Annotated in this window: 21 protein-coding genes and 2 tRNA genes; 10 read left to right on the forward strand and 13 right to left on the reverse strand. The window is 64.6% G+C overall.

The window, feature by feature from the left end:
* The gene (locus C6A82_RS25215) at nt 1-1,878 is read right to left on the reverse strand and encodes an alkyl/aryl-sulfatase (RefSeq protein WP_105342923.1); all 1,878 of its coding nucleotides are present in this window, start codon (nt 1,876-1,878) and stop codon (nt 1-3) included.
* Between the two features lie 116 nt (nt 1,879-1,994).
* On the opposite strand from C6A82_RS25215, the gene C6A82_RS25220 reads away from it, so the two are divergent.
* Nucleotides 1,995-2,546, forward strand: coding sequence for a cupin domain-containing protein (locus C6A82_RS25220; RefSeq protein ID WP_105342922.1), 552 nt, complete (start codon nt 1,995-1,997; stop codon nt 2,544-2,546).
* Here C6A82_RS25220 and C6A82_RS25225 read toward each other — a convergent pair.
* The 3 genes from C6A82_RS25225 to C6A82_RS25235 are packed head-to-tail and all read right to left on the reverse strand — an operon-like array spanning nt 2,543 to nt 3,844.
* On the reverse strand, nt 2,543-2,956 hold the full coding sequence (locus C6A82_RS25225) for an MmcQ/YjbR family DNA-binding protein (RefSeq protein ID WP_105342920.1): 414 nt from the start codon (nt 2,954-2,956) through the stop codon (nt 2,543-2,545). The two genes, C6A82_RS25220 and C6A82_RS25225, sit on opposite strands and share 4 nt — an antisense overlap.
* A complete protein-coding gene (locus tag C6A82_RS25230) occupies nt 2,949-3,455 on the reverse strand; it encodes a metallophosphoesterase (RefSeq protein WP_105342918.1) in 507 nt (168 codons plus the stop codon). Before C6A82_RS25230 ends, C6A82_RS25225 begins: the two co-directional genes overlap by 8 nt.
* A 2-nt stretch (nt 3,456-3,457) precedes the next feature.
* Nucleotides 3,458-3,844, reverse strand: coding sequence for a nuclear transport factor 2 family protein (locus C6A82_RS25235; RefSeq protein WP_105342916.1), 387 nt, complete (start codon nt 3,842-3,844; stop codon nt 3,458-3,460).
* Nucleotides 3,845-3,907: 63 nt separating this feature from the next.
* Between C6A82_RS25235 and C6A82_RS25240 the strand changes: the two genes are divergently transcribed.
* The 4 genes from C6A82_RS25240 (at nt 3,908) to C6A82_RS25255 (ending at nt 9,689) form a co-directional block, all read left to right on the forward strand.
* On the forward strand, nt 3,908-5,689 hold the full coding sequence (locus tag C6A82_RS25240; RefSeq protein ID WP_105342915.1) for an amidohydrolase family protein: 1,782 nt from the start codon (nt 3,908-3,910) through the stop codon (nt 5,687-5,689).
* Nucleotide 5,690: 1 nt separating this feature from the next.
* Nucleotides 5,691-6,314: a TetR/AcrR family transcriptional regulator gene (locus tag C6A82_RS25245; protein WP_105342913.1), complete on the forward strand. Its 624-nt coding sequence runs from the start codon at nt 5,691-5,693 to the stop codon at nt 6,312-6,314.
* 25 nt (nt 6,315-6,339) lie between these two features.
* Nucleotides 6,340-8,898 (forward strand): transglycosylase/D,D-transpeptidase PonA2, encoded by a 2,559-nt coding sequence (gene ponA2, locus C6A82_RS25250; RefSeq protein WP_311101535.1) that lies wholly within the window; start codon nt 6,340-6,342, stop codon nt 8,896-8,898.
* Between the two features lie 521 nt (nt 8,899-9,419).
* Nucleotides 9,420-9,689: a DUF2510 domain-containing protein gene (locus tag C6A82_RS25255; protein WP_105341311.1), complete on the forward strand. Its 270-nt coding sequence runs from the start codon at nt 9,420-9,422 to the stop codon at nt 9,687-9,689.
* A gap of 2,907 nt (nt 9,690-12,596) precedes the next feature.
* On the opposite strand, the gene C6A82_RS25260 is transcribed toward C6A82_RS25255, so the two are convergent.
* From C6A82_RS25260 to C6A82_RS25280, 6 genes are all read right to left on the reverse strand, one after another.
* Nucleotides 12,597-13,952, reverse strand: a complete 1,356-nt coding sequence (locus tag C6A82_RS25260; RefSeq protein ID WP_142405870.1) for a hypothetical protein — start codon at nt 13,950-13,952, stop codon at nt 12,597-12,599.
* Between the two features lie 595 nt (nt 13,953-14,547).
* A complete protein-coding gene (locus C6A82_RS25265) occupies nt 14,548-15,285 on the reverse strand; it encodes a hypothetical protein (RefSeq protein ID WP_105342325.1) in 738 nt (245 codons plus the stop codon).
* A gap of 2 nt (nt 15,286-15,287) precedes the next feature.
* A complete protein-coding gene (locus C6A82_RS25270; protein ID WP_105342327.1) occupies nt 15,288-15,530 on the reverse strand; it encodes a hypothetical protein in 243 nt (80 codons plus the stop codon).
* Nucleotides 15,531-16,049: 519 nt separating this feature from the next.
* A complete protein-coding gene (locus tag C6A82_RS27035) occupies nt 16,050-16,295 on the reverse strand; it encodes an NUMOD4 domain-containing protein (RefSeq protein ID WP_158261590.1) in 246 nt (81 codons plus the stop codon).
* A 265-nt stretch (nt 16,296-16,560) separates the two neighbouring features.
* Nucleotides 16,561-18,015, reverse strand: coding sequence for an AAA family ATPase (locus tag C6A82_RS25275; RefSeq protein ID WP_105342330.1), 1,455 nt, complete (start codon nt 18,013-18,015; stop codon nt 16,561-16,563).
* 391 nt (nt 18,016-18,406) lie between these two features.
* Nucleotides 18,407-18,607, reverse strand: a complete 201-nt coding sequence (locus C6A82_RS25280; protein ID WP_233216760.1) for an excisionase family DNA-binding protein — start codon at nt 18,605-18,607, stop codon at nt 18,407-18,409.
* A 109-nt stretch (nt 18,608-18,716) separates the two neighbouring features.
* Between C6A82_RS25280 and C6A82_RS25285 the strand changes: the two genes are divergently transcribed.
* On the forward strand, nt 18,717-19,337 hold the full coding sequence (locus C6A82_RS25285; protein ID WP_233216761.1) for a helix-turn-helix domain-containing protein: 621 nt from the start codon (nt 18,717-18,719) through the stop codon (nt 19,335-19,337).
* Entirely contained in the window at nt 19,334-20,620 is a 1,287-nt protein-coding gene (locus tag C6A82_RS25290; RefSeq protein ID WP_311101933.1) for a site-specific integrase, read from the forward strand. The genes C6A82_RS25285 and C6A82_RS25290 overlap by 4 nt, the downstream gene beginning before the upstream one ends.
* Here the strand turns inward: C6A82_RS25290 and C6A82_RS25295 are convergent.
* Together C6A82_RS25295 and C6A82_RS25300 are read right to left on the reverse strand one after the other, a co-directional pair.
* Nucleotides 20,579-20,651 (reverse strand) — tRNA-Arg (locus C6A82_RS25295). The genes C6A82_RS25290 and C6A82_RS25295 overlap by 42 nt on opposite strands.
* A gap of 38 nt (nt 20,652-20,689) precedes the next feature.
* Nucleotides 20,690-20,778 (reverse strand) — tRNA-Ser (locus C6A82_RS25300).
* A gap of 84 nt (nt 20,779-20,862) precedes the next feature.
* Here C6A82_RS25300 and hisC point away from each other — a divergent pair.
* Nucleotides 20,863-21,918, forward strand: coding sequence for a histidinol-phosphate transaminase (gene hisC / locus C6A82_RS25305; RefSeq protein WP_105346741.1), 1,056 nt, complete (start codon nt 20,863-20,865; stop codon nt 21,916-21,918).
* Between the two features lie 103 nt (nt 21,919-22,021).
* Entirely contained in the window at nt 22,022-22,216 is a 195-nt protein-coding gene (locus C6A82_RS25310; protein WP_233217022.1) for a DUF4334 domain-containing protein, read from the forward strand.
* Between the two features lie 6 nt (nt 22,217-22,222).
* Here C6A82_RS25310 and C6A82_RS25315 read toward each other — a convergent pair whose 3' ends face one another.
* Nucleotides 22,223-22,807, reverse strand: coding sequence for a TIGR03086 family metal-binding protein (locus tag C6A82_RS25315; RefSeq protein ID WP_105346740.1), 585 nt, complete (start codon nt 22,805-22,807; stop codon nt 22,223-22,225).
* A 41-nt stretch (nt 22,808-22,848) separates the two neighbouring features.
* Between C6A82_RS25315 and C6A82_RS25320 the strand changes: the two genes are divergently transcribed.
* A complete protein-coding gene (locus C6A82_RS25320) occupies nt 22,849-23,316 on the forward strand; it encodes a hypothetical protein (protein WP_105346738.1) in 468 nt (155 codons plus the stop codon).
* The last annotated feature ends 11 nt before the right edge of the window (nt 23,317-23,327 follow it).

Genomic DNA, 23,327 nt, shown 5'->3' on the forward strand with positions numbered 1-23,327 from the left:
CTACGGCTCGACGATGTTGAAGGCGGGATCGGGCCTGTCGACCACCGCCAGTACCGAGGGCATCGCGTTGACGTCTCCGGTGACCTCCAGCCCCGCTGAGTCGGTATCGCCCGCGGCAAATGCCAAGAGCCGCAATGTGTTAGCGAACATGATGGTCGCCTGCGCGGTGGATTCATCGGCAGTCAGCCTCCGGTGGACCAGCACCCCGTTGCGTACGGTCACGCGGTAGTTCGACGCGGTGTCGAGGAAGGTGATGTCGACGGCCACATCGAGATTCCACGCTAGGGGACCGTTGAGGTTGATCGCGAAAATGTCGAACAACTGTTCCGGCGTCAATTGCGCCATGATCGACGGCGACGCAGCCTGCGTCGGAGTGCCGAAATTGCCCTCCCGCAACTCGGTGGCGCCGGAAAGGAAGAAGTTGCGCCAGACGCCGTTCTCGGAGCCGTAGGCCAGCTGTTCGAGCGTGTCGGCGTACAGCTCCCGCGCGCCGGCGTGGCTCTTGTCCGTGAATATCGCATGGTCCAGCAACGTTGCCGCCCAGCGGAAATCGCCGTCCTGGAATGCCTTGCGGGCCGTCTCGACGACCCGCTCCATTCCACCGATGGCTTCGACGTATCGCGGTCCGATGGCTTCGGGAGGATGAGCCCACAACCGGCCGGGGTTGCCGTCGAACCATCCCATGTAGCGCTGGTACACGGCCTTGACGTTGTGGCTGACCGAACCGTAGTAGCCGTGCGTGTGCCAGGCCTTTTCCAGCGCAGGCGGCATTTCGAACGTCTCGGCGATCTCGATGCCGGTGTAGCCCTGATTCAACCGACGCAGCGTCTGGTCGTGCAGGTAGGCGTACAGATCCCGCTGCAGGGAAAGGAATTCGACGATCTCGTCCTTGCCCCATGTCGGCCAATGGTGAGAGGCGAAGACCACGTCGGCGCGGTCGCTGAAGGTGTCGATGGCCTCGGTCAGATATCCGGCCCACCCGTGCGGGTCCCGCACCAACGCACCGCGCAGCGTCAGCAGGTTGTGCAGATTGTGGGTGGCGTTCTCGGCCATACACAGCGCGCGGAACTTCGGGAAGTAGAAGTGCATCTCCGCCGGAGCCTCGGTGCCCGGCGCCATTTGGAACTCGATCTCGACGCCGTCGACGGTGTGCTTTTCGCCCGTATCGCGGATGTCGAGTGTCGGGGGGATCAGCGCCACTTCGCCGACCGACGGTGTCTGGCCGAGCCCGCAGCCCACCTGTCCCTCTGGCCCGCGCGCCAACACGGCCCCGTACATGTAGCCCGCTCGTCGTCCCATCGCCGTACCGGCGTAGACGTTCTCCTGCACCGCGTGTTCGGTGAAGTGCTCCGGTGCGATGATCGCGACCTTGCCCGCTTCGACGTCAGCCAGTGTCGTCACGCCGAGCACGCCGCCGAAGTGGTCGACGTGGCTGTGCGTGTAGATGACCGCAACGACGGGGCGGTCCCCACGATGCGCGCGATACAGCCCCAGGGCGGCGGCCGCCGTCTCGGTGGAGACCAGCGGGTCGATGACGATGATTCCGGTGTCGCCCTCGATGAAGCTGATATTGGACAGGTCGAGACCGCGGACCTGGTAGATCCCTTCGACCACCTCGTAGAGGCCCTGCCTGGCGACCAGTTGGCTTTGCCGCCACAGACTTGGATGGACCGACGGCGGCGCATCGCCGGTTAGGAACGAATACACATCGTTGTCCCACACCACCCGGCCGTCGGCGGCCGTGACCACACAGGGTTCGAGTGCGGCGATGAACCCCCTGTCGGCGTTCTCGAAATCTGTGATGTCGCTGAACGACAGCGTGTTGCGATGTTCGCGGTTCGCATTCTCGATGACTGCGGTGGGCGGCTTCTGTTCCATTTCGCCGACCCTGCCATCGATCGCGACTATGCGGGTTCGGTTGGGGCGGGACACTTCGATGGCCCCCTTACTCAGATAGGCGGCGGGGTTGCACGCCGTGATGGTTGACTGGCGCCATGGGTGTGCGTCGAGTGGTGACCGGACACGACGGGTCCGGGAAGTCGGTGTTCGCGAGCGACGAAACAGTCGAGCCCGACCGGCCGGTGCTGATGCCCGCCGCCGAGTTCTATCAGCTGTGGGGCGGCGACAGCGCTTCGCGGTTTCCCGACGACGGATCGATGCCGCCGTGGCGGACTTATTTTCCGCCCGTCGGTGGATTCCGGTTCGGCATGTTGACGCTGCCGCCGTCGACAGGAGTCGAGGAGCAGGAACTCTTCAACCTCGACGAGGCGGTGGCCGACATCGAGAGCAAGTTACCCGGCCTGCTGCGCTATATGGATCCCTCGGACCCAGGAATGCACGCGACCGACACCATCGATTTCGAAGTGGTTCTCGATGGCACTGTCGTGCTGGAACTCGACGGCGGTGCGGAGGTCACGCTGAAGCCCGGCGACACCGTGGTGCAGAACGGCACAAGGCACCGGTGGAAGAACCCCGGCGACACACCTGCCCGGATGGCGATCTTCATCTGCGGCGCGAACCACGAGGGAGTGCCTGCCGCCGATTAGTTCTCGCGTTCGGCAAGCCACCGCTCGGCACGGCGGGCCGACGCCCGTGACAGCCAGGCGTCCTGGATGAGTTCGGTCAGCTCCTGCCTGCCGATCTCCTTCAGCGAACCGGCACGCACCAACACCGACGGATGCCCGTCGAAGCGGTCGGTGGTGAAGAACGGCGACCCCTGGTCCTGGACAAGCGCGAGCTTGTCGCTCTCGGACTCGACCCAGATCATGATGACGTCGGTGTAGCGCTCACCCGTCTCCGAATCCTCAGCATCGGGCTGCGGCGTGCGAAAGAACACGAACGACTTCCCGCCGACCTGATAGATCGGGTTGCCTTTCGGGCCCTCGATCCTTTTGACGTGCGGCATGCCCGAGGCGATCTCGTGCACATCGGCGACCTTGGCGGGCAGGTCACGCATCGCGCTTCTCAAGGCGGTGCAAGGTGACGTCGGAGAGTTCGCCGTCGTCGACGATCGCGGTCATGAACGTGGCGAACGGTTGCCGCCTGCGATCGGTCGGCGATCCCGGATTCAGCAGGCGCAGACCGGTCGTCGCCGTGGTGTCCCATGGAATGTGGCTGTGCCCGAACACGAGAACGTCGGTGTCGGGATACAGCTTGGCCATCCGTGCGTCGCGGCCCGAGGACCCACCGGTCTCGTGGGTCACCGTGAACCGCAGCCCTTCAAGGGTCACATCGGCTCGCTCGGGCAGCCGGGCGCGCAGTTCCTCGCCATCGTTGTTGCCCCAGCACGCAACGAGCCTGCGGGCCCTCGCCTCGAGCGCATCGAGCAGTGCGGTCTCGACCCAGTCGCCCGCATGCATGACGACATCGGCCTTGGCCACCTCGTCCCACACCTGCGTCGGCAGGTCGCGCGCCCGCTTGGGCACGTGGGTGTCGGCGATCAGGAGCAGCCGCACGGTCAGCTCTGCGACAGCAGCTCGGCCATCTTCGGCATCAGCGCCTGCAACCCCTTGAGCGGCCGCACCATCACCTTCACCGAGGTGATCTCCTGCGCGTCGTTCCAGTGGATCATGTCGATGCCGTTGACGTATTTTCCGTCGATGGTCGCCTCGAACTCGAGAATCGCCGACCGCTCGCCGAACCACTTCTCGACGTAGTGGAAGTCGGTGTCACCGAAGACCTGCGCGGCCGCGGACAGGTACGCCAGCGTCTTGTCGCGGCCTTCCTGCGGCGTGAAGATCGCTGGCGAAGAGAACACCGCGTCGACGGCCAGCAGGCTGTCCAACTCCGAACTCCGGCCGTTCTCGATGATGTCGATCCAGCGGGTGATCACCGGTGGCGTCATGCAAACGACCCTATCGCCAAGAAAAGATTGTAAGCACTTACTATCTTTGGTAACGTCCTCCGCGTGACTTACGACGTGATCGTTCGCAACGGCCTGTGGTTCGACGGTACCGGCGCCCGCCCCGTGCGCCGCACGCTGGGCATTCGCGACGGCATCGTGGCCGCCGTGTCCGACTCCCCCCTCGACGAGACCGGCTGTCCCGACGTCATCGACGCCGACGGAAAGTGGATCCTGCCCGGCTTCATCGACGTGCACACGCACTACGACGCCGAGGTTCTGCTCGATCCGGGCCTGCGTGAATCCGTCCGCCACGGTGTCACGACGCTCCTGCTGGGCAACTGCTCCCTATCGACGGTGTACGCCGAGTCCGAGGACGCCGCCGACCTGTTCAGCCGCGTGGAAGCGGTGCCGCGCAAGTTCGTGCTCGGCGCCTTGGAGGCCAAGCGGACATGGACGTCGCCCGCCGAATACGTGCAGACGCTCGACGACCTGCCACTCGGTCCCAACGTCAGCTCGATGCTCGGACACTCGGATCTCCGCACCAGGGTGCTCGGGCTCGAACGGGCCACCACCGAGGGCGTCGAACCGACCGATGCCGAACTCGAGAAGATGGCCGAGCTGCTCGACGACGCGCTCGAGGCGGGTCTGCTGGGCATGTCCGGCATGGACGCGCCGATCGACAAGCTCGACGGCGACCGCTTCCGGTCCCGCGCCCTTCCGTCGACGTTTGCGACCTGGCGTGAGCGCCGCAGGCTGATCAAGGTGCTGCGCAAACGCGGCCGCATCCTGCAGAGCGCACCCAACACCAAGAACCCGATCGAGGCACTGAACTTCTTCCTCACAAGCAGCAGGCTGTTCGGCCGAAGGCGCGGCGTCCGGATGAGCCTGCTGGTCTCCGCCGACGCGAAGTCCAACACTGGTGCCGTGCACGTATTCGGCCCCGGCACAAGGATTCTCAACCGGCTGTTCAATTCGCTGGTGCGGTTCCAGCACCTACCGGTGCCGTTCGAGCTGTATTCCGACGGCATCGACCTGCCGGTGTTCGAGGAATTCGGCGCGGGGACCGCGGCCCTGCATCTGCGCGACCAGCTCGAGCGCAACGAGCTGCTGGCCGACCCCGAGTACCGGCGCCGGTTCCGCGCGTCGTTCGACCGCAAGAAGCTCGGCCCGACGCTGTGGCACCGCGACTTCCACGACGCCACCATCGTGGAGTGCCCGGATGCGACGCTGATCGGCAAGAGCTTCGGGCAGATCGCCGATGAGCGCGGCCTTCACCCGCTGGATGCCTTCCTCGACGTGCTCGTCGAGAACGGCGAACGCAACGTGCGATGGACGACGATCGTCGCGAACCACCGCCCCAAGCACCTCAACGCGCTGGCGATCGACCCGTCGGTCCACATGGGCTTCTCCGACGCCGGCGCGCACCTTCGCAACATGGCCTTCTACAACTTCCCGATCAAGCTGCTGCGGCGCGTCCGGGACGCCGAGCTCGCAGGCAAGCCGTTCATGACGGTCGAGCATGCGGTGCACCGCCTCACCGCCGAGGTCGCCGAGTGGTTCGGCCTCGCGGCGGGCACGCTCCGCGAGGGCGACCGCGCCGACTTCGTCGTCATCGACCCGGCCGGGCTCGACGACTCGGTGGACACCTACCACGAGCAGAAGGTGCCGTTCTATGGCGACCTGTCGCGAATGGTGAACCGCAATGACGAGGCCGTGGTGGCGACCGGCGTCAACGGCGAAGTCGTTTTCCGCGAGGGCGAGTTCCGCGAGGGCTACGGCGAAACCGTGAAATCCGGCCGATTTCTCAAAGCGGGTGCATCTGCACGGGCATCCGTCTCCGCCTGACATGGCAAGGACTCAACGGCAGCGCCGCGAGGACACCATCGCCCGGCTGCTCGACGCGAGCATCGAGACCATCATGGAGGTCGGGTACGCGCGGGCGTCGGCGAAGGTGATCGCTGCGCGCGCGCAGGTGTCCGACGGCGCGCTGTTCCGGTACTTCCCCACCATGGGCGACCTCATGGCGGCGACGGCACAGGAGGCGGGCCGCCGGCTGATCGACCTAGGCGTGAGCAAGGTGGCAGAGATTCCGGCCGCCGAGCCCTCGCTCGAGGAGGCGCTGACCATCCTTCGCGACGTCACCGCAGACCCGACCAACACCGTGATCCACGAACTGGCCGTCGCCGCACGCACCGACGAGCTCTTGCGTGCCACCCTGCGCGATGTCATGGCCGTGTACACCGCGAAGATCTACGAGATCGCGAAGATCACACTGTCCGATCAGATCGAGGCGTTCGGCGAAGACAATTTCCGGGTTCTGCTCGCCGTACTCCTCAACAGTTTCGACGGAGCGGCGATCTTCTCACATGTACTGACGCACGCGGCGATCGAGGAGCAGCGTATCCCGCTGCTGATGTCGATGATCGGCGTCGGCATGCGTGTTGATCATGCACCTCTGATTCCCGGCTGAAAGCATTCGCCATAGGGTGGTCAATGTGTCGGAGCAGCAAGCGGCCAGACCTGCCAAGTTGATCTTGTATGTCCTGACGGCGGGTCTTTTGATGGCGGGCTTGATGTTTCCGGTCGTCGGTGGCGCGGGCGCGATCGCGAACCGGTTGTCTGACCGGACCGCGCAGGACACCGCCAAGCTCCTCGAGGGCGAGATGCCGGTCATCTCGACGATGGTCGACGCCGCGGGCAACCCCATCGCGTGGATCTTCACGCAGCGCCGGTGGCTGGTGCCAACCAACCGGATCGCCGACACGATGAAGCTGGCGATCGTCTCGATCGAGGACAAGCGCTTCGGCGCGCACAACGGCGTCGACCTGCAGGGCTCGCTCACCGGACTCGCCGGATATCTCAAGGGCGCGGTCGACACCCGCGGCGGGTCGACGATCGAGCAGCAGTACGTCAAGAACTACAACTTCCTGGTCAACGCTGCGAACGACGCGGAGCGCCGGGCCGCGATCGAGACCACGCCGATCCGCAAGCTGCGTGAGATGCGGATGGCGCTCGAGCTCGACAGGGCGCTTCCCAAAGCCGAGATCCTGACCCGCTACCTGAACCTGGTGTCGTTCGGCAACGGCAGCTTCGGCGTTCAGGACGCCGCGAAGACCTACTTCGGCGTGAACGCCGTGGACCTGAACTGGCAGCAGGCGGCGCTGCTGGCCGGGATGGTGCAGTCGACGAGCACGCTCAACCCGTACACCAATCCCGAAGATGCGCTGGCGCGCCGCAACCTCGTCCTCGACACCCTGATCCAGAACCTGCCGGACAAGGCCCCCGAACTGCAGAAGGCCAGGGCCGCGCCGCTGGGCGTCCTTCCCAAACCCGCCCCGCTGCCGCAGGGCTGCATCGGAGCGGGCGACCGCGCCTTCTTCTGCGATTACGCGCTGTCGTATCTCGCCAGGGCCGGCATCGACAAGGACGTCCTCGCACGCAACGGCTACCTGATCCGCACCACGCTCGACCCGAGAGTGCAGGACTCAGTCAAGCAGGCGATCGACAAGATCGCCGACCCCTCACTCGAGGGCGTCGCGAGCGTCATGAGCGTCATCAAGCCCGGCCGGGACGCCCATCGCGTGCTGGCGATGGGCGACAACCGCACGTACGGGCTGGACCTCTTAGGCGGGCAGACCGTGCAACCGCAGCCGTTCACGACCGTCGGCGACGGTGGCGGGTCGACCTTCAAGATCTTCACCACCGCGGCGGCGCTCGACATGGGGATGGGCATCAACTCCCAACTCGACGTCCCCGCGACGTTCCGGGGGGCCGGGCTCGGCGACAGCAATACGCCGGGCTGTCCGCCGCGAACGTGGTGTGTGAGGAACGCGGGCGGCGGCGGCCGCGGCCCGATGAACGTCACGGACGCGCTGGCGCAGTCGCCGAACACCGCGTTCGCCAAGCTGATCCAACAGGTCAGCGTGCCGCGTGCGGTCGACATGGCGGTGCGCCTCGGGCTGCGGTCCTACGCCGAACCCGGAAGCGCCAAGGATTACGACCCGAATTTCAAGGGCAGCCTCGCCGACTACGTCAAACAGCAGAACCTCGGCTCGTTCACGCTCGGTCCGCTCGAGCTGAACGCGCTGGAGATGTCCAACGTGGCCGCGACGCTGGCGTCGGGCGGTATGTGGTGTCCGCCGAACCCGATCGACAAGGTCCTCGACCGCCGAGGCCGCGAAGTGCCCGTCCCGCAGACGAAGTGCGAACAGGCTGTGCCGGAGGGCCTGGCCAACACGCTGACGAACGCGCTCGGCAAGGATCACACCGGTGGCACGGCGACCAGTGCGGCCGGGTCCGTCGGCTGGAGCCTGCCGATGGCGGGCAAGACCGGTACCACGGAGTCGCACCGGTCGTCGGCATTCCTCGGGTTCACCAACCAGTACGCCGCAGCCAACTACATCTTCGACGACACCCCGGCCCCGAAGGAGTTGTGCTCGTGGCCGCTGCGGAGGTGCTCGAGCGGAAACCTGTACGGCGGTAACGAGCCTGCGCGCACCTGGTACACCGCGATGCAGCCGATCGCCGAAGAACTGGGTCCGATCGCGATGCCCCCGACCGACCCTCGCTATGTCGAGGGCGCACCGGCGATCCCGTTGCCGAGCATTGCCGGCCTCAAGTTCGATGCCGCACGAAAGAAGCTGCAGGACGCCGGTTTCCAGGTCGCCGACAAACCCTCGGAGGTGGACAGCTACTTGTCGAAGGGCGCGGTCGTCGGCACCACCCCGAAGGACAAGGCCGTCCGCGGGTTCCTGATCACGATCAACACCAGTAACGGCGTCGCTCCATACGAGTATTACCCGCAGCGGCGGTTCCCCGACACGCCACCACCGCCGCCGGAGGCGCCGCCCCCACCCCCACCACCACCGCCGCCGCCGCCCGACGCCAACGTGATCAACATCCCCGGGCTGCCGCCGATCTTCCTTCCGCCGCCTGCTCCGCCACCACCGCCGCCGGAGTTCGCCCCACCGCCGCCTCCGCCGCCCGGGCCTGCGCCGCTGCCGCCGCCGCCCTTCGGCGCACCACCCATAGGCGCGCCGCCACCACCGGCCTGAGCAGGCGCCGCCCGACGCGTCTACTCGGTGCGCTCAGTGGCGCCTTCCCGGATAGCGCGGGCGTCACGATGGAGCGCTTCGGCCTGTTTGCGTAGCTGTGTAGCCCTACGGTGAGTCGCGTCAGCGGCGCTGTGGGCGCGATCTGCCGACTCGTAATCCAACTGCGCGTCCGCTATCGCGTCACTGGCTTTGTCGGCTGCGTCCGAAGCGGCATCCTCGGCCTTACCCATGCAGCACCCCTTTCGTGAGACACGTCCTATAGCCGCACACGAAGCGGTGTAATCACCTCCGCGCCCTCGATCCCGGCCGGAGGCATCGACGCTGCGTTTGACCGTCAACGGCGCGGGGTATCTGTCGGGGGCTGGCTATTTGGGGAGGACCTGTAGTGGCTGACGGCATTTGTCCTGCGTGCGGCTATCCGACCATCGATTCCAGGACATGTGCCGCCTGTCTTCCGATAGCTGCCGCGGGTGCCGAGGCAACGCCGATCGCCACCGTCTAGGACATCAGGGAGGCTCGAAATGTCGAACATCGCTGGATCGCTGAACTCGCTGATTTGGCTTCTGATCGTCATCCTGATCATCGCCGTGGTCATCTGGGCGGTGCGGATGGCCTTCGCCCCGCGCGGCGGGCGCACCTACCGCGAGCACACGGTGGTTCAACAACCCGCGCCGTCCCAGCCCGCACAGTCCGGAGGTCTTGCGCCAGGCTGGTATCCAGACCAGAACGATCACCGCATGATGCGGTATTACGACGGCAGGGTGTGGACATCCGAGACGCGCGGCGCTTAAACGGAGCGCTCGTCACGCGCACCTGCAGCGTTGTAGAAACCGTGAAAGATTGCGCGCCCGAAGGGATTCGAACCCCCAACCTTCTGATCCGTAGGCAGGTCCATTCCATCCCCAAGTGTCCGTAGCAGTCCGGAAACTCGGCCTCCCTGCGCAATCACATCCACGTGAGTCCGTTGCCGTCCCCCGGAGTTGTTTTGACTTGTGACACTCTCGTGACAACGAGCGGCTGGCGCACTGAGCGCGTGTAGACCGCGCCGCGACCGGACCGCCAGCGAGCGCCTCGCGTTTGTGCGTGTTCACGCTCGCCGGCGAGACCGGTCAAGCGGTCACGCAGCGGTGGCAGGCAAGCGGGGCCCGTTTACGCGCAAGCGGGCGGTACACACGAGGGCGTGAATATCCGCACCGTCGGCCCAGGGGGTGCGACATTAGTTGCGATAAAGCCAGGTTCGAGCTTTGCGAAGTCACTGATGCCAAAGGGAAGGTCGGGAGTCCCCTTTCCCGGGGTAAATTGCCCCTCCACCCCGAAAATTTGTGCGATGTTTCCGGGCACACCACCTGGGCCGGGAGCATTGGTTGGGTCTGCAGCGGTGGTGCCTGGGTCTGCAGCGGTGGTGCCTGCGTCGTCTGTTGGCTCTGCCCAGGCCACTCCGGCGATTGGAACAGACACGGCAGCCGCTGCGGCCGCGGTGACGAACAGTTTCTTGAGCATGTGCTTCTCCGATCGAATGACTGCGGGCCACGACGGCTCACGTGTCACCGATCCTCCGCCTGCCGAGGGAGCCGGCATTCAGTAATCGACTACTGCACCCGGCTAGCTGTGCGTGGACGAGAAGGACACGGGTGCTGGGAGGGGATGGGCCGGATTGGCTGGCGGTCCGGGCGTTACCCGGCGAACGGGGCGGGTCGATTGTCGGCGGTCCCGACTATCCTGCCGAAAATGGAGGGCGATCTCGTCCGGCTCCGAGGCAAATGGGTGACTGAAGCACCCACCCGGTGCCCCAACGGGCACACCCTCGGCGCTAACCAAGTCCTTGTCGGTCACGTGGCCTGCCTCGGTCATGGCGGCGGCGGACACACCAGCTGGCATTGCCGAACCTGCGAATCGGTGGTCTACGGACCGCCGCTTAATGTCCATTGCACCTGCCTCGAAGGTCCAGCAGCGGTGCGAATTTCGAGCAAAACTAGCCCCTCCTCTTGAAGTGCCCCCAAGGGAGTGGTAATTAGATAGCTGGGGAGGAGGGCAGCGCGGGTGGTCGGCCGTTCGCGCATCCAAAGGTCTCGTCGGTTCTGCCCCGCGTGCCAGCGGGACCGCCCCTCTCGTCGTGTGGTCGCCCCTGGGGGTCTTCCTAGTCGCTTCGTTCGTTGGTTCCCGAGAATTTGTGCCGCGCTGCGTCCCCGGCCTCTGCGTCGGCATCTCGGCCGGCGCGGTGCCAAGCTGCCGCAGCTTCGTGATTCGCCGCGTCGCCGCCTTCGAGAGCGGCGGCCCTAGCGTCGTGTTTGCGGGCGGCTCTATCGTGCGCTGCTGCCGCGCTGTCGTACGCTTCCGCGTTGCGCTCGGCCGCTCGACGGACATCACCTTGCGTCGGGCGCTGTCCTGCGGCGAGCTGTTCGCGCCTACGGGCGATCTCTTCAACTCGCTTACGGCGGCGCGATGTTGAGTCCATGGTCACTTTGACGCTACGCGCGGGCACCACCAGGGCGTGACGAGACTAGCAACCCGGCGCGATCTTCACTCCGGGGGTGGCTTGGCGGGCCGAAGCCTCTTCCCGGCGTGAATTTCGCACCTCTTTCGATGCTCGCCGGAGCGCCTCACTTCTCGCGCAGACTTCGGCGGACGCCTGACAAAGCTCGCGCGATAGCTCCTTCACCGCTTGACTCAGTTCGAACATGGCCACGGACCGGTTATCGAAGGAGCCGGGTCGCCCACTCACGGCGGTAGATTAACCAGTTGCTCACCGGTTATCCATGCAGACCCGATGTATTTCGGTGTTTCGTGAATGACTTGCAAGGGCAGCGGATAATTCCAGTCCAGCGTGGTCATTGCGGCACCGAACGTCCACATTCGTCCCCTCGGGCGAGTCGGTCGCGACGCAACGCAGCGCAAATATTTGTTGTGTTCGTCAATTTCTCCCCTGAGTCCGGTGACGGAGGGGACAGTGATGCCATGAACACGATCATTCGTAGACGGCTGGCCGTGGCAAGCGGAGTCGCCGCGCTTTCCGTGTTGGCTTCGATCGGCGCCGTCCTGCCAACACTCCCCACCGCACCCGATACCCCGACGGGTACGCCGATGGCGGTCGCACCCACAACAGGCCCCACGGGGACGATCAGCACATCAGCCCCCCCACCGGAACCGGGGACGAACAGTCGCAAGCCGACGCAGACCCCGCCGGATTACGGGCAGACCACCCATCCCCGTCCCACCCGGAAGCCGCCCCCGACCCCGCCTCCAGTACTCGGTTGACAATCCGCGCAAAGCAGCAACTTCTGCAGGGCCGCCACGGGGTTCATCCCCTCTGTTAAGACGCTAGCGTCGCCCGCTGACCGCCGCCCCACTTGTCAGTAGCCCTTGCCGGATTCGGAGGCATTCGATGATTTGAGCGACATTCGTCTGGCAAGCTCCCAGCAGTCAGAGCCGGAAGATTAGCGGCGTCCATTTCGTTCTCCGGTTCGTTTGACGGGCCGATGATGCCGGAGTCTTCGCGGCTGACTAGTTCGGTGATCACAGACTCACACGTGTTGGGGGGTGTGGGCCCGGGTTGCGCCTCGACCCCGGGCACGCAACCCGGGCCCACCATGGGACGCGCAGTAGCCAGCCGTGAACCAGCTCGCAGCGATCCCGTCCTTGTTCGCCGCCGAGCCAGGAAGGAACAAGCCATCCCGGCGACGAACGAAGTCTTTTGTTTGTCATGCAAACGTCGCCTTCCCGCTTCCGCGGCGGCCTGCAACTTCTGCGCCGTAACGTGCCAACGTCGCCGCCACCAATGGAGCGACCACAACAGTGCCGTCTCGGCGGTCCCACCCGAACAAACCAGCCTCTTGTATCGGTCGTTTACGGGCACCCGCTGCCGCGTCATTAAGTTGCGGTTGATCGGCGTGCGAAATCTGGCCTGTGACAACCGCGTCGAGGAAGCCACCTGCGGCGCGGCCCATCTGCCCGGCTGTCGTGGTTATCACTTTGCACTTCTGCGCCTCCAACGCGGGAATCAAACTCGCTGCCGGAGATGCGCCGTCAATGACGATCGGAACGCGGCGGCCTGCCCTCTCAACGAGCCACTGCAACGCCAACAGCGGATCCGCGACATAGTCATTGCCGAGAAGCTCGACGTGCTGCCGGTCATCGTCCAACAGCCAGGCACCAGCCACCGACAACACCGACCTGTCGGGTGTTGCGTCCACCGCCAACGCCGAAGGCTTACGGCTGCTTTCGGGACCGGACGCCGCCAACGACGCCCAGTGCTCCATGTCGAAAACCTGCTCCATCTGGTCAACCGGCCAGCAGTTCAACCGCTCCCGCTGAAATCCATCCGGAGATAGTTCACGACGTTCGCTTTCCATCGCTTCAAGCTCCACACGTCCAGGGTTGGCCGCGATCCACTGCGCACGGTCATCGATGTCGGTGCCCGGTTGCGCTCCGTACTCAACCCACGCCAACGCGCTATCGGTGCCCGCATGCGCCGTTTGTCGCAGCCTCCCGAATACCTCCGCGTCAGTCGTCAACTGCGGCGCCGTTCCGAACAGCCACACTTGAGCATTCGGACGAGCGGACTGCGCAGGCTTCGCGGACTCCCACTGCTGATCTGTAATCAGCTGAGCCTCATCAGCGAGATAGCAGTCAATTGACCATCCACGCAACGTTGAACGCGTCCGGGCCGGGAAGAAAATGTGAGTGCCGTCCTTCAGCCAGATCTCTTCGCGACCGAGCGCGCGGCCCACTGACTTCACCCGCCGAGACAACTCGGTGTAGTTCTCGAAGAACGACAGCAGGTTGAGGAACAACTCACGGCTGGTGGACTGGACGTGCGCCGAACAGATGATCACCCTTTCGCCGAACAACAGCGCGCCGGCCAAAGCCCGCACCGTGAGCACCAGCGATTTTCCGTTCTGGCGGCTTATGTTCGTACAGACGGTCTTCGCGGCCCACGAACCATCCGAGCGCACACCCAAACCGGCCTCGAGAAGGTCTATCTGCCACGCGTCCAGCTGCGTACCGTACGCAGCCGCCAAATCAACAACCAGTTCAGCGTCATTACGCTCAGCCAAGGGCGCCATTCGCAGTCTTGGCCGAGCGACGTTCGGCGAGTTGGTCAACGACATCCTTCACCCCCTCCCCAGACATCGACTCAATCTCTGAAAGGAGCAGCCGATACTCACGAGACAACGCAGGCAAATCACGCGCAGAATCACAGCCCTCAATCGCCTCAGCGATACGGTCCCGTGTGTGTGTAAGCCGCTCCAAACGCTCCATCTGGGCTAATTCACCCCTCCTGTAGAGCGGAATGCCCAGGGGTAGCCGTGATGGATTGGAGGCGAGCCCCCGCCCCAGGGGGTGTCATGCTGTCCACTTCCTCGTGGTCATGAATGGTTCGATGGCAGGCTTGCGGTTGCGGTCTCCACATCCGCGCCTGGCATTGCACAGCCTGTGGCTGAGTCTCACATTGGATCGTTGATATGGGCTGCCGCCTTTGGACACAGGTACAAGCTCATCGATTTCCGGTGAGTCGGCCAGACCGTGAGGCAACGTGACATCGACCCACTTGCCGCACAGGTGGCAGGTGTCCTCTTCAGCCAAGACCTGGGCGCGGAGCTTGCGACGGCGGTGTCCGTTGCCGTACCTGTTGCATCGCTTCGCCATCGCTTACCCGGCGAACGTGGCGCTGCTGCGTCGTGGGTCGAAGGGTTCGGTCATGTCGGGTTCGCGTGCCTGGCTTGCGGCGTGGGCTTCCTCAATCGTGAAGAACGCAAGCGTTCTGCCCGCTCGGATGTTGGCACGCCAATGACTCCACAGCGTGCCGTCGTCGTCGGCGCGGCTGCTGACGTCCACCCATGGGTTACTGAAGGTTTCGCACGACCACCAGCCCGTCGCCCAGTGCGAACCAGGCGGAGTCAAAAAGCGATTGCGTAATTGGAATGCGTCTCGTAGCTCGCCAGCGTCTGATTCGGCGCAGGCCACCAAATGCGCTTCATCGTTGCGGCGGGCGCGGGTCAACTCAACGATTGTTTCCTCGAGCTGGGCGGCGCTGTGCAGCCGTTCGATGAGTTGGTCGGCGGTGACGCGCAGCTCGGAGTGCAGACGGTCACGGTCAGCAAGGATCGCGCTTAAAGCCCTCTGCCCGGCGATGCTTTCGGCTTCTCTGTGCTGTGTCAGGCGGTGCTGCTTTCCGACGTGCTCAGCGATTGCCCGGTCGATATTGTCCGCGGTGGCGTTGTCGGCGATGAGCAGTGCGGCCGCGTTGTGGGGTGGCGGTTCTGGCCGGTTGGCACGCAGCTCAGTTAGTCGCTTGACCCAGTGGGATGCGTCTTCGGGCAGGTCGAGACCGAAGTGGTTGAGCGCATGCGCGGCGTCGAGGCATTCGAGTGCTGAGGTGGAGTACATAGTTACCGCCTCCGTCCATGCCGTCTGAGTGCAGCCTCTGCTGATGCAGTACTGGCAAGGCCGTCCTCACCCGTCAGGTTCTGCTTGCGTTGGAATCGCGACAGTGCCTCTGCTGCTCGTTCCTTGCCCGACTTGTGCCCGGTACGTTCGGCCAGCTCACTGAATTGCTCGGATGACATGCCGGCCACCAGGGCGTCGAGCACATCGCCCAGCGATGCGCCCTCCACATTGGGTTGTTCGTTCACTCGTTCTCCTGAGGTAGAGAGTCTTCCGGGACGAGCCAGCGACCGCCGACTTTGATGCCGCCGATATTCGGTGCGATATCACGTACATGTCGGTCGCTGCACTGAAGGCGTTTGGCTGCTTCGGCTGTGTGCACATACTTAGTTTGATGTGTTGGCGCCGAACTGGTTCCGACCGCGGAACGGCCCAGTTCAGCACGGATTTCCCCGATGGCTTGGTCGAATGCTGCGACCGGGCCGTGGCTGAGAACTACCGTTGGGCGAACTGCCTCCAGGGCTGATTTCGCTGTGAGTAGAACGGTTCGTGTCAACATCACAAGCGACCATTCGCCGCGTCATAGATGCGGTGAGAGAGCACTATGGCGGCCGCCCACGAGAAGCAACCTAAGCCCTCGATGTGAACCGAATCCCCCTCGAGGACAACAATTGGAACACCGCGGCAGTCAATACACGTTCGACTGGCGCTCCGTGTGCGTCTCTTCTCGCAGCGAATGCACGTGTGCCTGTTCTTGTTCTTTGTGCTCATGCCGGTACCGCCGCGGTGCCGAAAACCTCTGTAAATAGCTCCGAAGCGTAGAAGCGGTGTTGCGTGCCTTCGCGGGCGAACGTAACGCGGCCAAGCGGATCCACTCGGAGGATTCTTTCCACCACGGGCAGGGATCGACCGTTTCGGCGGACAACTACGCGGTCGTCACTGCGTACCCGTCCATGTGAGGAGACGCTGTAACCCCACCATCCTGGAACTGGCCGCCACTCTTCGACGTTCACGCTGCCCGCCTCTTTGGCGCGTGCTGTGTTCGTCCCGCGATGACACCAGGCGGGCGGTGCGACGGCTTCAACCCATCGACATAGGCGATGCAAGCTGAGAGGGCGGGACAGGTCTGACAGATTGCGACTGCACGCTCAACGGCCCAGGCCCGGTCTTCCGCGTCGTCCTGGTCGGCGTCGAACAGATCCCAGCGACCTACACATCGAGCGCCGCGCAGATCCGGGAAGCCGGCCAACGCCGAGGCGACCCCCTCCCATGTGGCCGTCATGACGCCGCACCACCCAGCCGCCCGATCTGCTGAGCGACAACCTCTTGAGGGGCGAAGCACCGGCACTCCGCACACAATCCCGAGTTGTTGTCGGCGAGAAGCTGTTCACCGCACCGGCAGGAGAAGTCCTCTTGCTGACCTTCTCCTCGGGCCTTCGCAACCGCAGCGAGTACCCGGTCAGTTTGTCCAGGGGAATCCGGCGTGAGGCCGCCCGGAGGGGCTAGGGAGTGTTCGTGTGGTCCCTGCTCTCCTGTGAGTGGCACAACTGGCACAAGGGCCTGTTCATGCTGGTCGTGGCCTTGTGCCGCCTTATGCCATTCATCCGATTTGGCACAAGGTGGCATAGGGGGCTGACCAGCGTTTATGCCACCTTCACCGCTTGTGCCATCAGGGATACACCCCGATTGGTCGCGTTCTTGATCGGCTGGCAGCGACCATCGTGATACCGGGCCACCGGCCGCCTGCTTCTCGTACTCGACAACAACGCGCTGTTTTTTGCGGGCACGCTGCAAAGTGCGCTCAGAGAATCCGGCGGCCTTCGCCTTGGCCTTGATCTCGCCGGACAATTCACCTGGGTTGCTCTCGAGGTACATCCGCAGCCACGTCTCGGCGTCTGTACGGTCCTGCTCATCGTCGCCATGCTCAGCGTCGTAGTTGTCCGAAACATGCTGCCCCGCGGTTTTTGTGGACTCGCCGACGTAGCGCAGGATGGGCACGGTGCCGTCGGTGTCGTCGGTCGGCGGGAACACCTGCACGGCGTCGATGCTGAACTTGGTGGCTGGCACATCGGTTCCGGTCACGTTGGCCTTATCAGGGCCGACCAGAAGGTGTCCGTCCTCGTCACGCTGAGCGAACAGCGTCATCCGGGCCTTCTGCCGTAGCGCCCCCGTAGCGCCGTACAAGTCCCGAACATTGCCGCTAGCAATGCGATTGGTGTGGGTCAAGAGCAACACCGCGGCACCAGTGGATGTCGCGGTCTCCTTCCACGGGTGCAGAGCCCGCCGGGCTTGCTGGGGGTCACGGACCGACAAGCCCGCAGACACGGTGTCGAGCCAGGCATCGACAACGATCAGTCCAGGCTTCGGGTCCGCCTCCTCGACGAGCCGCATGTGGAACGGGAACACCGGCGAGCCGGACCCGTCGTCGCTTTCGCACAGCACTGAGACCCTGTCCAGATCCGCTCCCGCGAGTTCAAGCCGCGGCAGGACGGCGGTTGACCAGTCATCCTCGGTCAACACCAACAGTGCATGCCCGGGCTCACGTTCTGGAATGCCGAAACCTGGCCACGCCTTGCCCGTTGTGTAGGCGCCTACCACCGCTACCCAGAGGAGACTTTTGCCGATACCTTCGCCACCGACGAGGACAGTCGGTGCTCCCCGCGGAATGCGTCGGTGTGCCAGATATTCAACGGGCGCGGCCGGCTTCAGCTCGGATGCCCCGCGCACCCGCATCACTTCGTCTTCTTGACCTTCTTGGGGTGTTGTCACGCTGCCCGCCCGTGGGAGTAGGAGAAGCACTCCGCAGCGAGTTGGTGATGCCCTTGACGCCACATCACTCGACACGCGTCGGTGTCGAACAAGCCGGGGACTCCTGCGGCGCGAAGGTGCATAGCAGCGGCGACGACAGCCTCGGCACTAACAGCCGTACGGTCGGCCCCGCAGCGGTGCTTATCGACGTCGGGGTCGCGGACGCAACCGCAGCTGCCGATAGGTGGCTGGCGGAGCTTCGCGGCGTGACGCAGGGATCGACTAGAATGGTGTTGCGACGTGGAGGTTGTGGAGGTAGCCCCGGACTTAGTGCCGGGGCACACTTCTATGGGGGGATTGGTGGGTGGCGCGGTCATCACACCGCCTGCTGATCGAGTCGGTTGATGAAATCGACGATCGCCTGCTCGGGGATTAGGCGCCGGCTACGGACCTGTACCGACCGCAGCTCTCCGGATCTGAGTAACGCGAAGATGGTGGAGCGGCCGACGCCGAGGCGATCCTGGGCCGACTTGATGTTATGGAGACGGTTTACCGCTTCCGCGAGCGCTTCTGTCACTGATGGACCTCCTGTGTAGTAGAGACACAACAATTGATTTCTTTGTGTCGCAGTGAAGTGTCTACCAGTTCTGGACGGGTCACACAAGTACGTGCTAGGGTGTGTCGCTGTGACACAGCATTGGAGTGAAGGTCTGCACCAGCGGATCGCCCGGGCCATCAGAGACGCCCGCCAAGGACGCATGTCGGCGCAGGAGCTTGCGGACGAAACACAGCAGCTCGGCTACCCCATCACCCGCTCGCAGATCGCCAATTACGAGTCCGGCCGTAAACAAACCCTCGATGTCGCTGAACTGCTTGTGATCGCCGCGGCTCTTGAGGTGCCGCCGGTGACGCTCCTGTTCGGCGGCCCACCTGATGAAGAGGTGGAAATGCTGCCGGGCTGGACAGGTCCGGCGTTCTTCGGGATCGCGTGGTTCAGCGGTGATCGCGAACTCGCCTGGCCCGGACCGGAAGTCATCGACCCCGATGAAGCACGCGCCATGGTCGACCAGGTGATCGCTAACCTCCATACGGCTGCGGCGAGGCTGTTGTGGCTAACGCGTAAACGTGCGGCCGTGCACAGCGCCCTCGTTGAATCACGTGTCGTGTCGAAGATGAACGCGAAGGCATGGAGCGACGACCAATTCGATGCAATGGTGCGCCGCGATGCCCGGTTGATCGAAGAGATTGACGAGATTAGCGATGAGATCGCGAAGGCTGTCGCCGAAAGCGAGGGGCAGACAGAATGACCCGCCAGCAGTTACCGCCGCAAATCAAGAAGATCACGTTGGCGGACAAGTCGATTCGATACCAGCTGATCACCGACGTGGGCGCCGATCCTGACACCGGAAAACGGCGGCAGGTCCGGAGGCGCTTCGAGAGATTGGAGGACGCCAAGAACGCCCTGACCGAGATCTCGGGGAAGGTCGCGCGTAACGATTTCGTGCCCCGTCGAGCCTTCACTGTGGAGGACTTGTGCGCCGACTGGCTCACCAGCCTCCACGGATTACGCGCCACCACCATCGCAGGCTACGAATACGACCTTGCCCCCCTGCGAGAGATCCATGGCGCACTACCGGCGCAGCGACTCACCCGGCGGCACATTGACGACCTCGTTACCGACCTGAGTGCCGGAGGCACGAAAACTGCGAAGGGGCACGTCCGCAAACCGTGGGCGGCGAGATCACTGAACCGCACGATCGACACCGCCGCAATGGTTCTCGAGTACGGCGTCGAGCGGCGCCTCATCGGCTCGAACGTGGCCGAGAAGGTCAAGCGGCTCTCGAAACCACGGAAGGAGATGAGCACCTACATACCGGACGAGGTGGCCAAGGTGCTCAAGGCAGCCGACGCGGACCGGGACGGGCATTTGTGGTACTTGGCGCTCAGCGGTTTGCGCCGGGGTGAGATCGCCGGGTTGCGGTGGTCCGACATCGACCAGTCAGAGAAGACGCTGACGATTCGGATATCTCGGGTAGCGGCCGCGGGAAAGGCGGTGGAGAACGCCCCGAAGACGAACGCATCTTCCCGCATCCTGCCCCTGGACGACGGTCTGGCGGCGGTCCTGCGAGCAGCCCGCAGACGGCAGGCTGAAGAACGTCTGGCTCTGGGCGCTGCATACGGCGTCGGCGACTACGTGGCGTGCGACGAGGCTGGACGGCCGTACCATCCGGACACCCTGAGCAAGAGGTGGTCCAATCTCATTCACGGTGCAGGCATCCGGCACATCAATTTGCATTCGGCTCGGCACACCTGCGGCACGACTTTGCACCTACGTGGCGTTCCGTTGTCCGTCGTCGCGGCGTGGCTAGGTCACGCCGACGCGAGCGTGACAGCGCGGATCTATGCGCACTCCCAGCCCGACGCATTGAAGGCCGCTTCGGTGACATTGGGAGCAGTTGTGACAAGCACCGTGACACCAATCGGAACGGCGGCTGAAACGAATTGGGCTCCGACCACTTGCAGTGCTGCTCAGAGCCTTTCCACTGGGCGCGCCCGAAGGGATTCGAACCCCCAACCTTCTGATCCGTAGTCAGATGCTCTATCCGTTGAGCTACGGGCGCCTGTGCTGTTCAGTTGTGCGTGGCTGTGTGAGCCGCGGCGGAGGCGAGAGGATTTGAACCTCCGGTCGCCTTTGAGGGCGACAACTCATTAGCAGTGAGCCCCATTCGGCCGCTCTGGCACGCCTCCCGACGGTGTACCGCCGATCCGACAGAGTACACATGCCGCTGCACACCAGGCAAAGCGTGTTCCGGCCACCCATAGACTGGTCGGGTGCCTGCCCGTCTACGCCCTGAACTGGCCGATCTGCCGGCGTACACGCCGGGCAAGACGGTGCCGGGTGCGATCAAGATCGCCAGCAACGAGACGGTGCACGGCCCGCTGCCGAGCGTGCGGGCGGCCATCGAGAAGGCCACCGAGACCGTCAACCGCTACCCCGACAACGGCTACGTCGAGCTCAAAGAGCGGTTGGCCAAGCACGTCAATTTCGCGCCCGAGCACATCGCGGTCGGCTGCGGATCGGTGAGCCTGTGCCAGCAGCTCATCCAGATCACCTCCACCATTGGCGATGAGATCGTATACGGCTGGCGCAGCTTCGAGATCTACCCGCTACAGACCCGCACCGCGGGCGCCACACCGGTCCAGATCGCGCTGACCGACCACACCTATGACCTCGACGCGATGGCGGCCGCGGTCACCGGCCGCACCCGGCTGATCTTCGTCTGCAATCCAAACAACCCGACAAGCACCGTCGTCGAGCCCGAGGCGTTGACGCGCTTCATCGAGGCGGTGCCGACCGACATCCTGATCGCGCTCGACGAGGCGTACGTCGAGTACATCCGTGACGACATGCTGCCCGACAGCTTCGGGCTGGTCCGCGCGCACAGCAATGTCGTTGTGCTGCGCACATTCTCGAAGGCTTACGGGCTGGCCGGGCTACGGGTCGGCTACGCCGTCGGCGATCCGGACGTCATCACCGCACTCGGCAAGGTCTACGTCCCGTTCAGTGCGACGAGCGTCTCGCAGGCCGCCGCGATCGCGTCGCTGGACGCCGCCGACGAACTGCTTGCCCGCACCGATGCCGTCGTCGCCGAACGATCCAGGATGACCGCCGCGCTGCGCGAGGCGGGCTACACCGTTCCGCCGTCGCAGGCCAACTTCGTCTGGCTGCCGCTACCCGGACGGGCTCAGCAGTTCGCGGCCGATTCGGCCAACAGCCGCATCATCGTTCGGCCCTACGGCGACGACGGGGTGCGGGTCACCGTCGCCTCCGAGCAGGAGAACGACATGTTCCTCGAGTTCGCGCGAGGTTGGGTCGGCGGCAAATGACCACCGCCCGCGAACGGTTCGACGAACTCAGGCGCACGGCGCGCATTCCCTACGACGATCTCGACAACTCTGGTCCACGCTCCACCCGGTTGCCGTCGACTTCATGATCGGCGAATGGAGAGCGAGCGACCTGCCCACCGGTCACCGCTCCGACGGTTTCCTCGGGGACAGCTACGACGCCATGCCCATCCACGATCACTTCAAAAGGATCGACGACGACGCCGTCCTCGCCATCATGAACGGCAAGGCCGCCCTCGACAACGGGCGACACATGTACTTCTTCCTCGAACGGCTCTGAGCGCCGCTAGCCGCTCGGGTTGCGGCCGGTGTAGGCCACCAGCTTGTGCAGCGACCTCGCATCGGCCGCGATATCGATCGGGTCGTCGAAGCCGGCCGTGTTCCTGCCCTCCGGCGTGATGACACCCTTCGCGAGCTCGATCACGTAGTCCGACAATGAGTCGGGCGCATCCACCTTGCGACCCATCGACGTCGCGTAATCCCAGGCGTGCACCAGGAATTCGAGCGACAGGATCGCCGCCATCGTCCGCGCGGGCGCCTCGTTGTCGCCGAACTGCACCGTGCCGTCGAGCCCTCGACGGTGCCACGCGTCCAAAGCCGGCCTCGCAGCGGCGACAACCTGGCGTTCGACCGAGTCGGCCGAATCGCGATCTGGAAGCTGTGCGCCGGCGGCGCCGCCGATCACGGTGATCGAATTCATCAGGTGGTCGGTCAGTCCGGCGATGTCGAACTCCCTGCACGGAGTCTGCTTCGACAAGTCGTCGTCGGCGATCGGATGAAGCACGCTCTGCAGCACAGCCAAGCTGGCCTCGGCGCTTTCTAGTTCATCGGTCGGTGGCGAATCGGGGCCTGAGCGCAAATCGGAGGGCATGAGCCCCACGCTACGACGCCGGTGCGCCTATCGTTGCGCAGATGAGAACCCACCTACGGGTAACGGCCGCGGCACTGGTCTTCATCGGCCTCGCCACGGGGTGCGCACGCACCACGGAGGGCTCCGTCGCGATGACGACCGAGCCCGGACCGCCGATCTCGGCGCCGACGCGGACACCGTCGACCGACGACCCCGACTTCCCCGGAATTCCAGGGCTGCCGAACATTCCCGGTCTGCCGCAGATCCCGGGGTTCCCGATGCCGGGCAACACCAATGTCCCCGAGGTGCCCGCGCCCGCGAACTCCGAGACCATGCAGTGCAGCGAGTTCACAAAGCTCGACGAGGCGACGCAACGCGCGGTCATCAAGGCGATCCTCGAGAAGCAGGATCCCCAGCAGGGCGAGGGGCCGGAGTCCGAGATGGTCGCGGCGATCATGGCGTCGGCGATGTGTTCGTTCCTGCCAAGCGCGGTCGTCAAAGAGGTGGTGCTCGGCGGGTCGCCGCCGTGAGTGGCTAGCCT

Source organism: Mycobacterium sp. ITM-2016-00318, assembly GCF_002968285.2.
In the GTDB taxonomy this organism is placed as follows: Bacteria; Actinomycetota; Actinomycetes; order Mycobacteriales; family Mycobacteriaceae; genus Mycobacterium.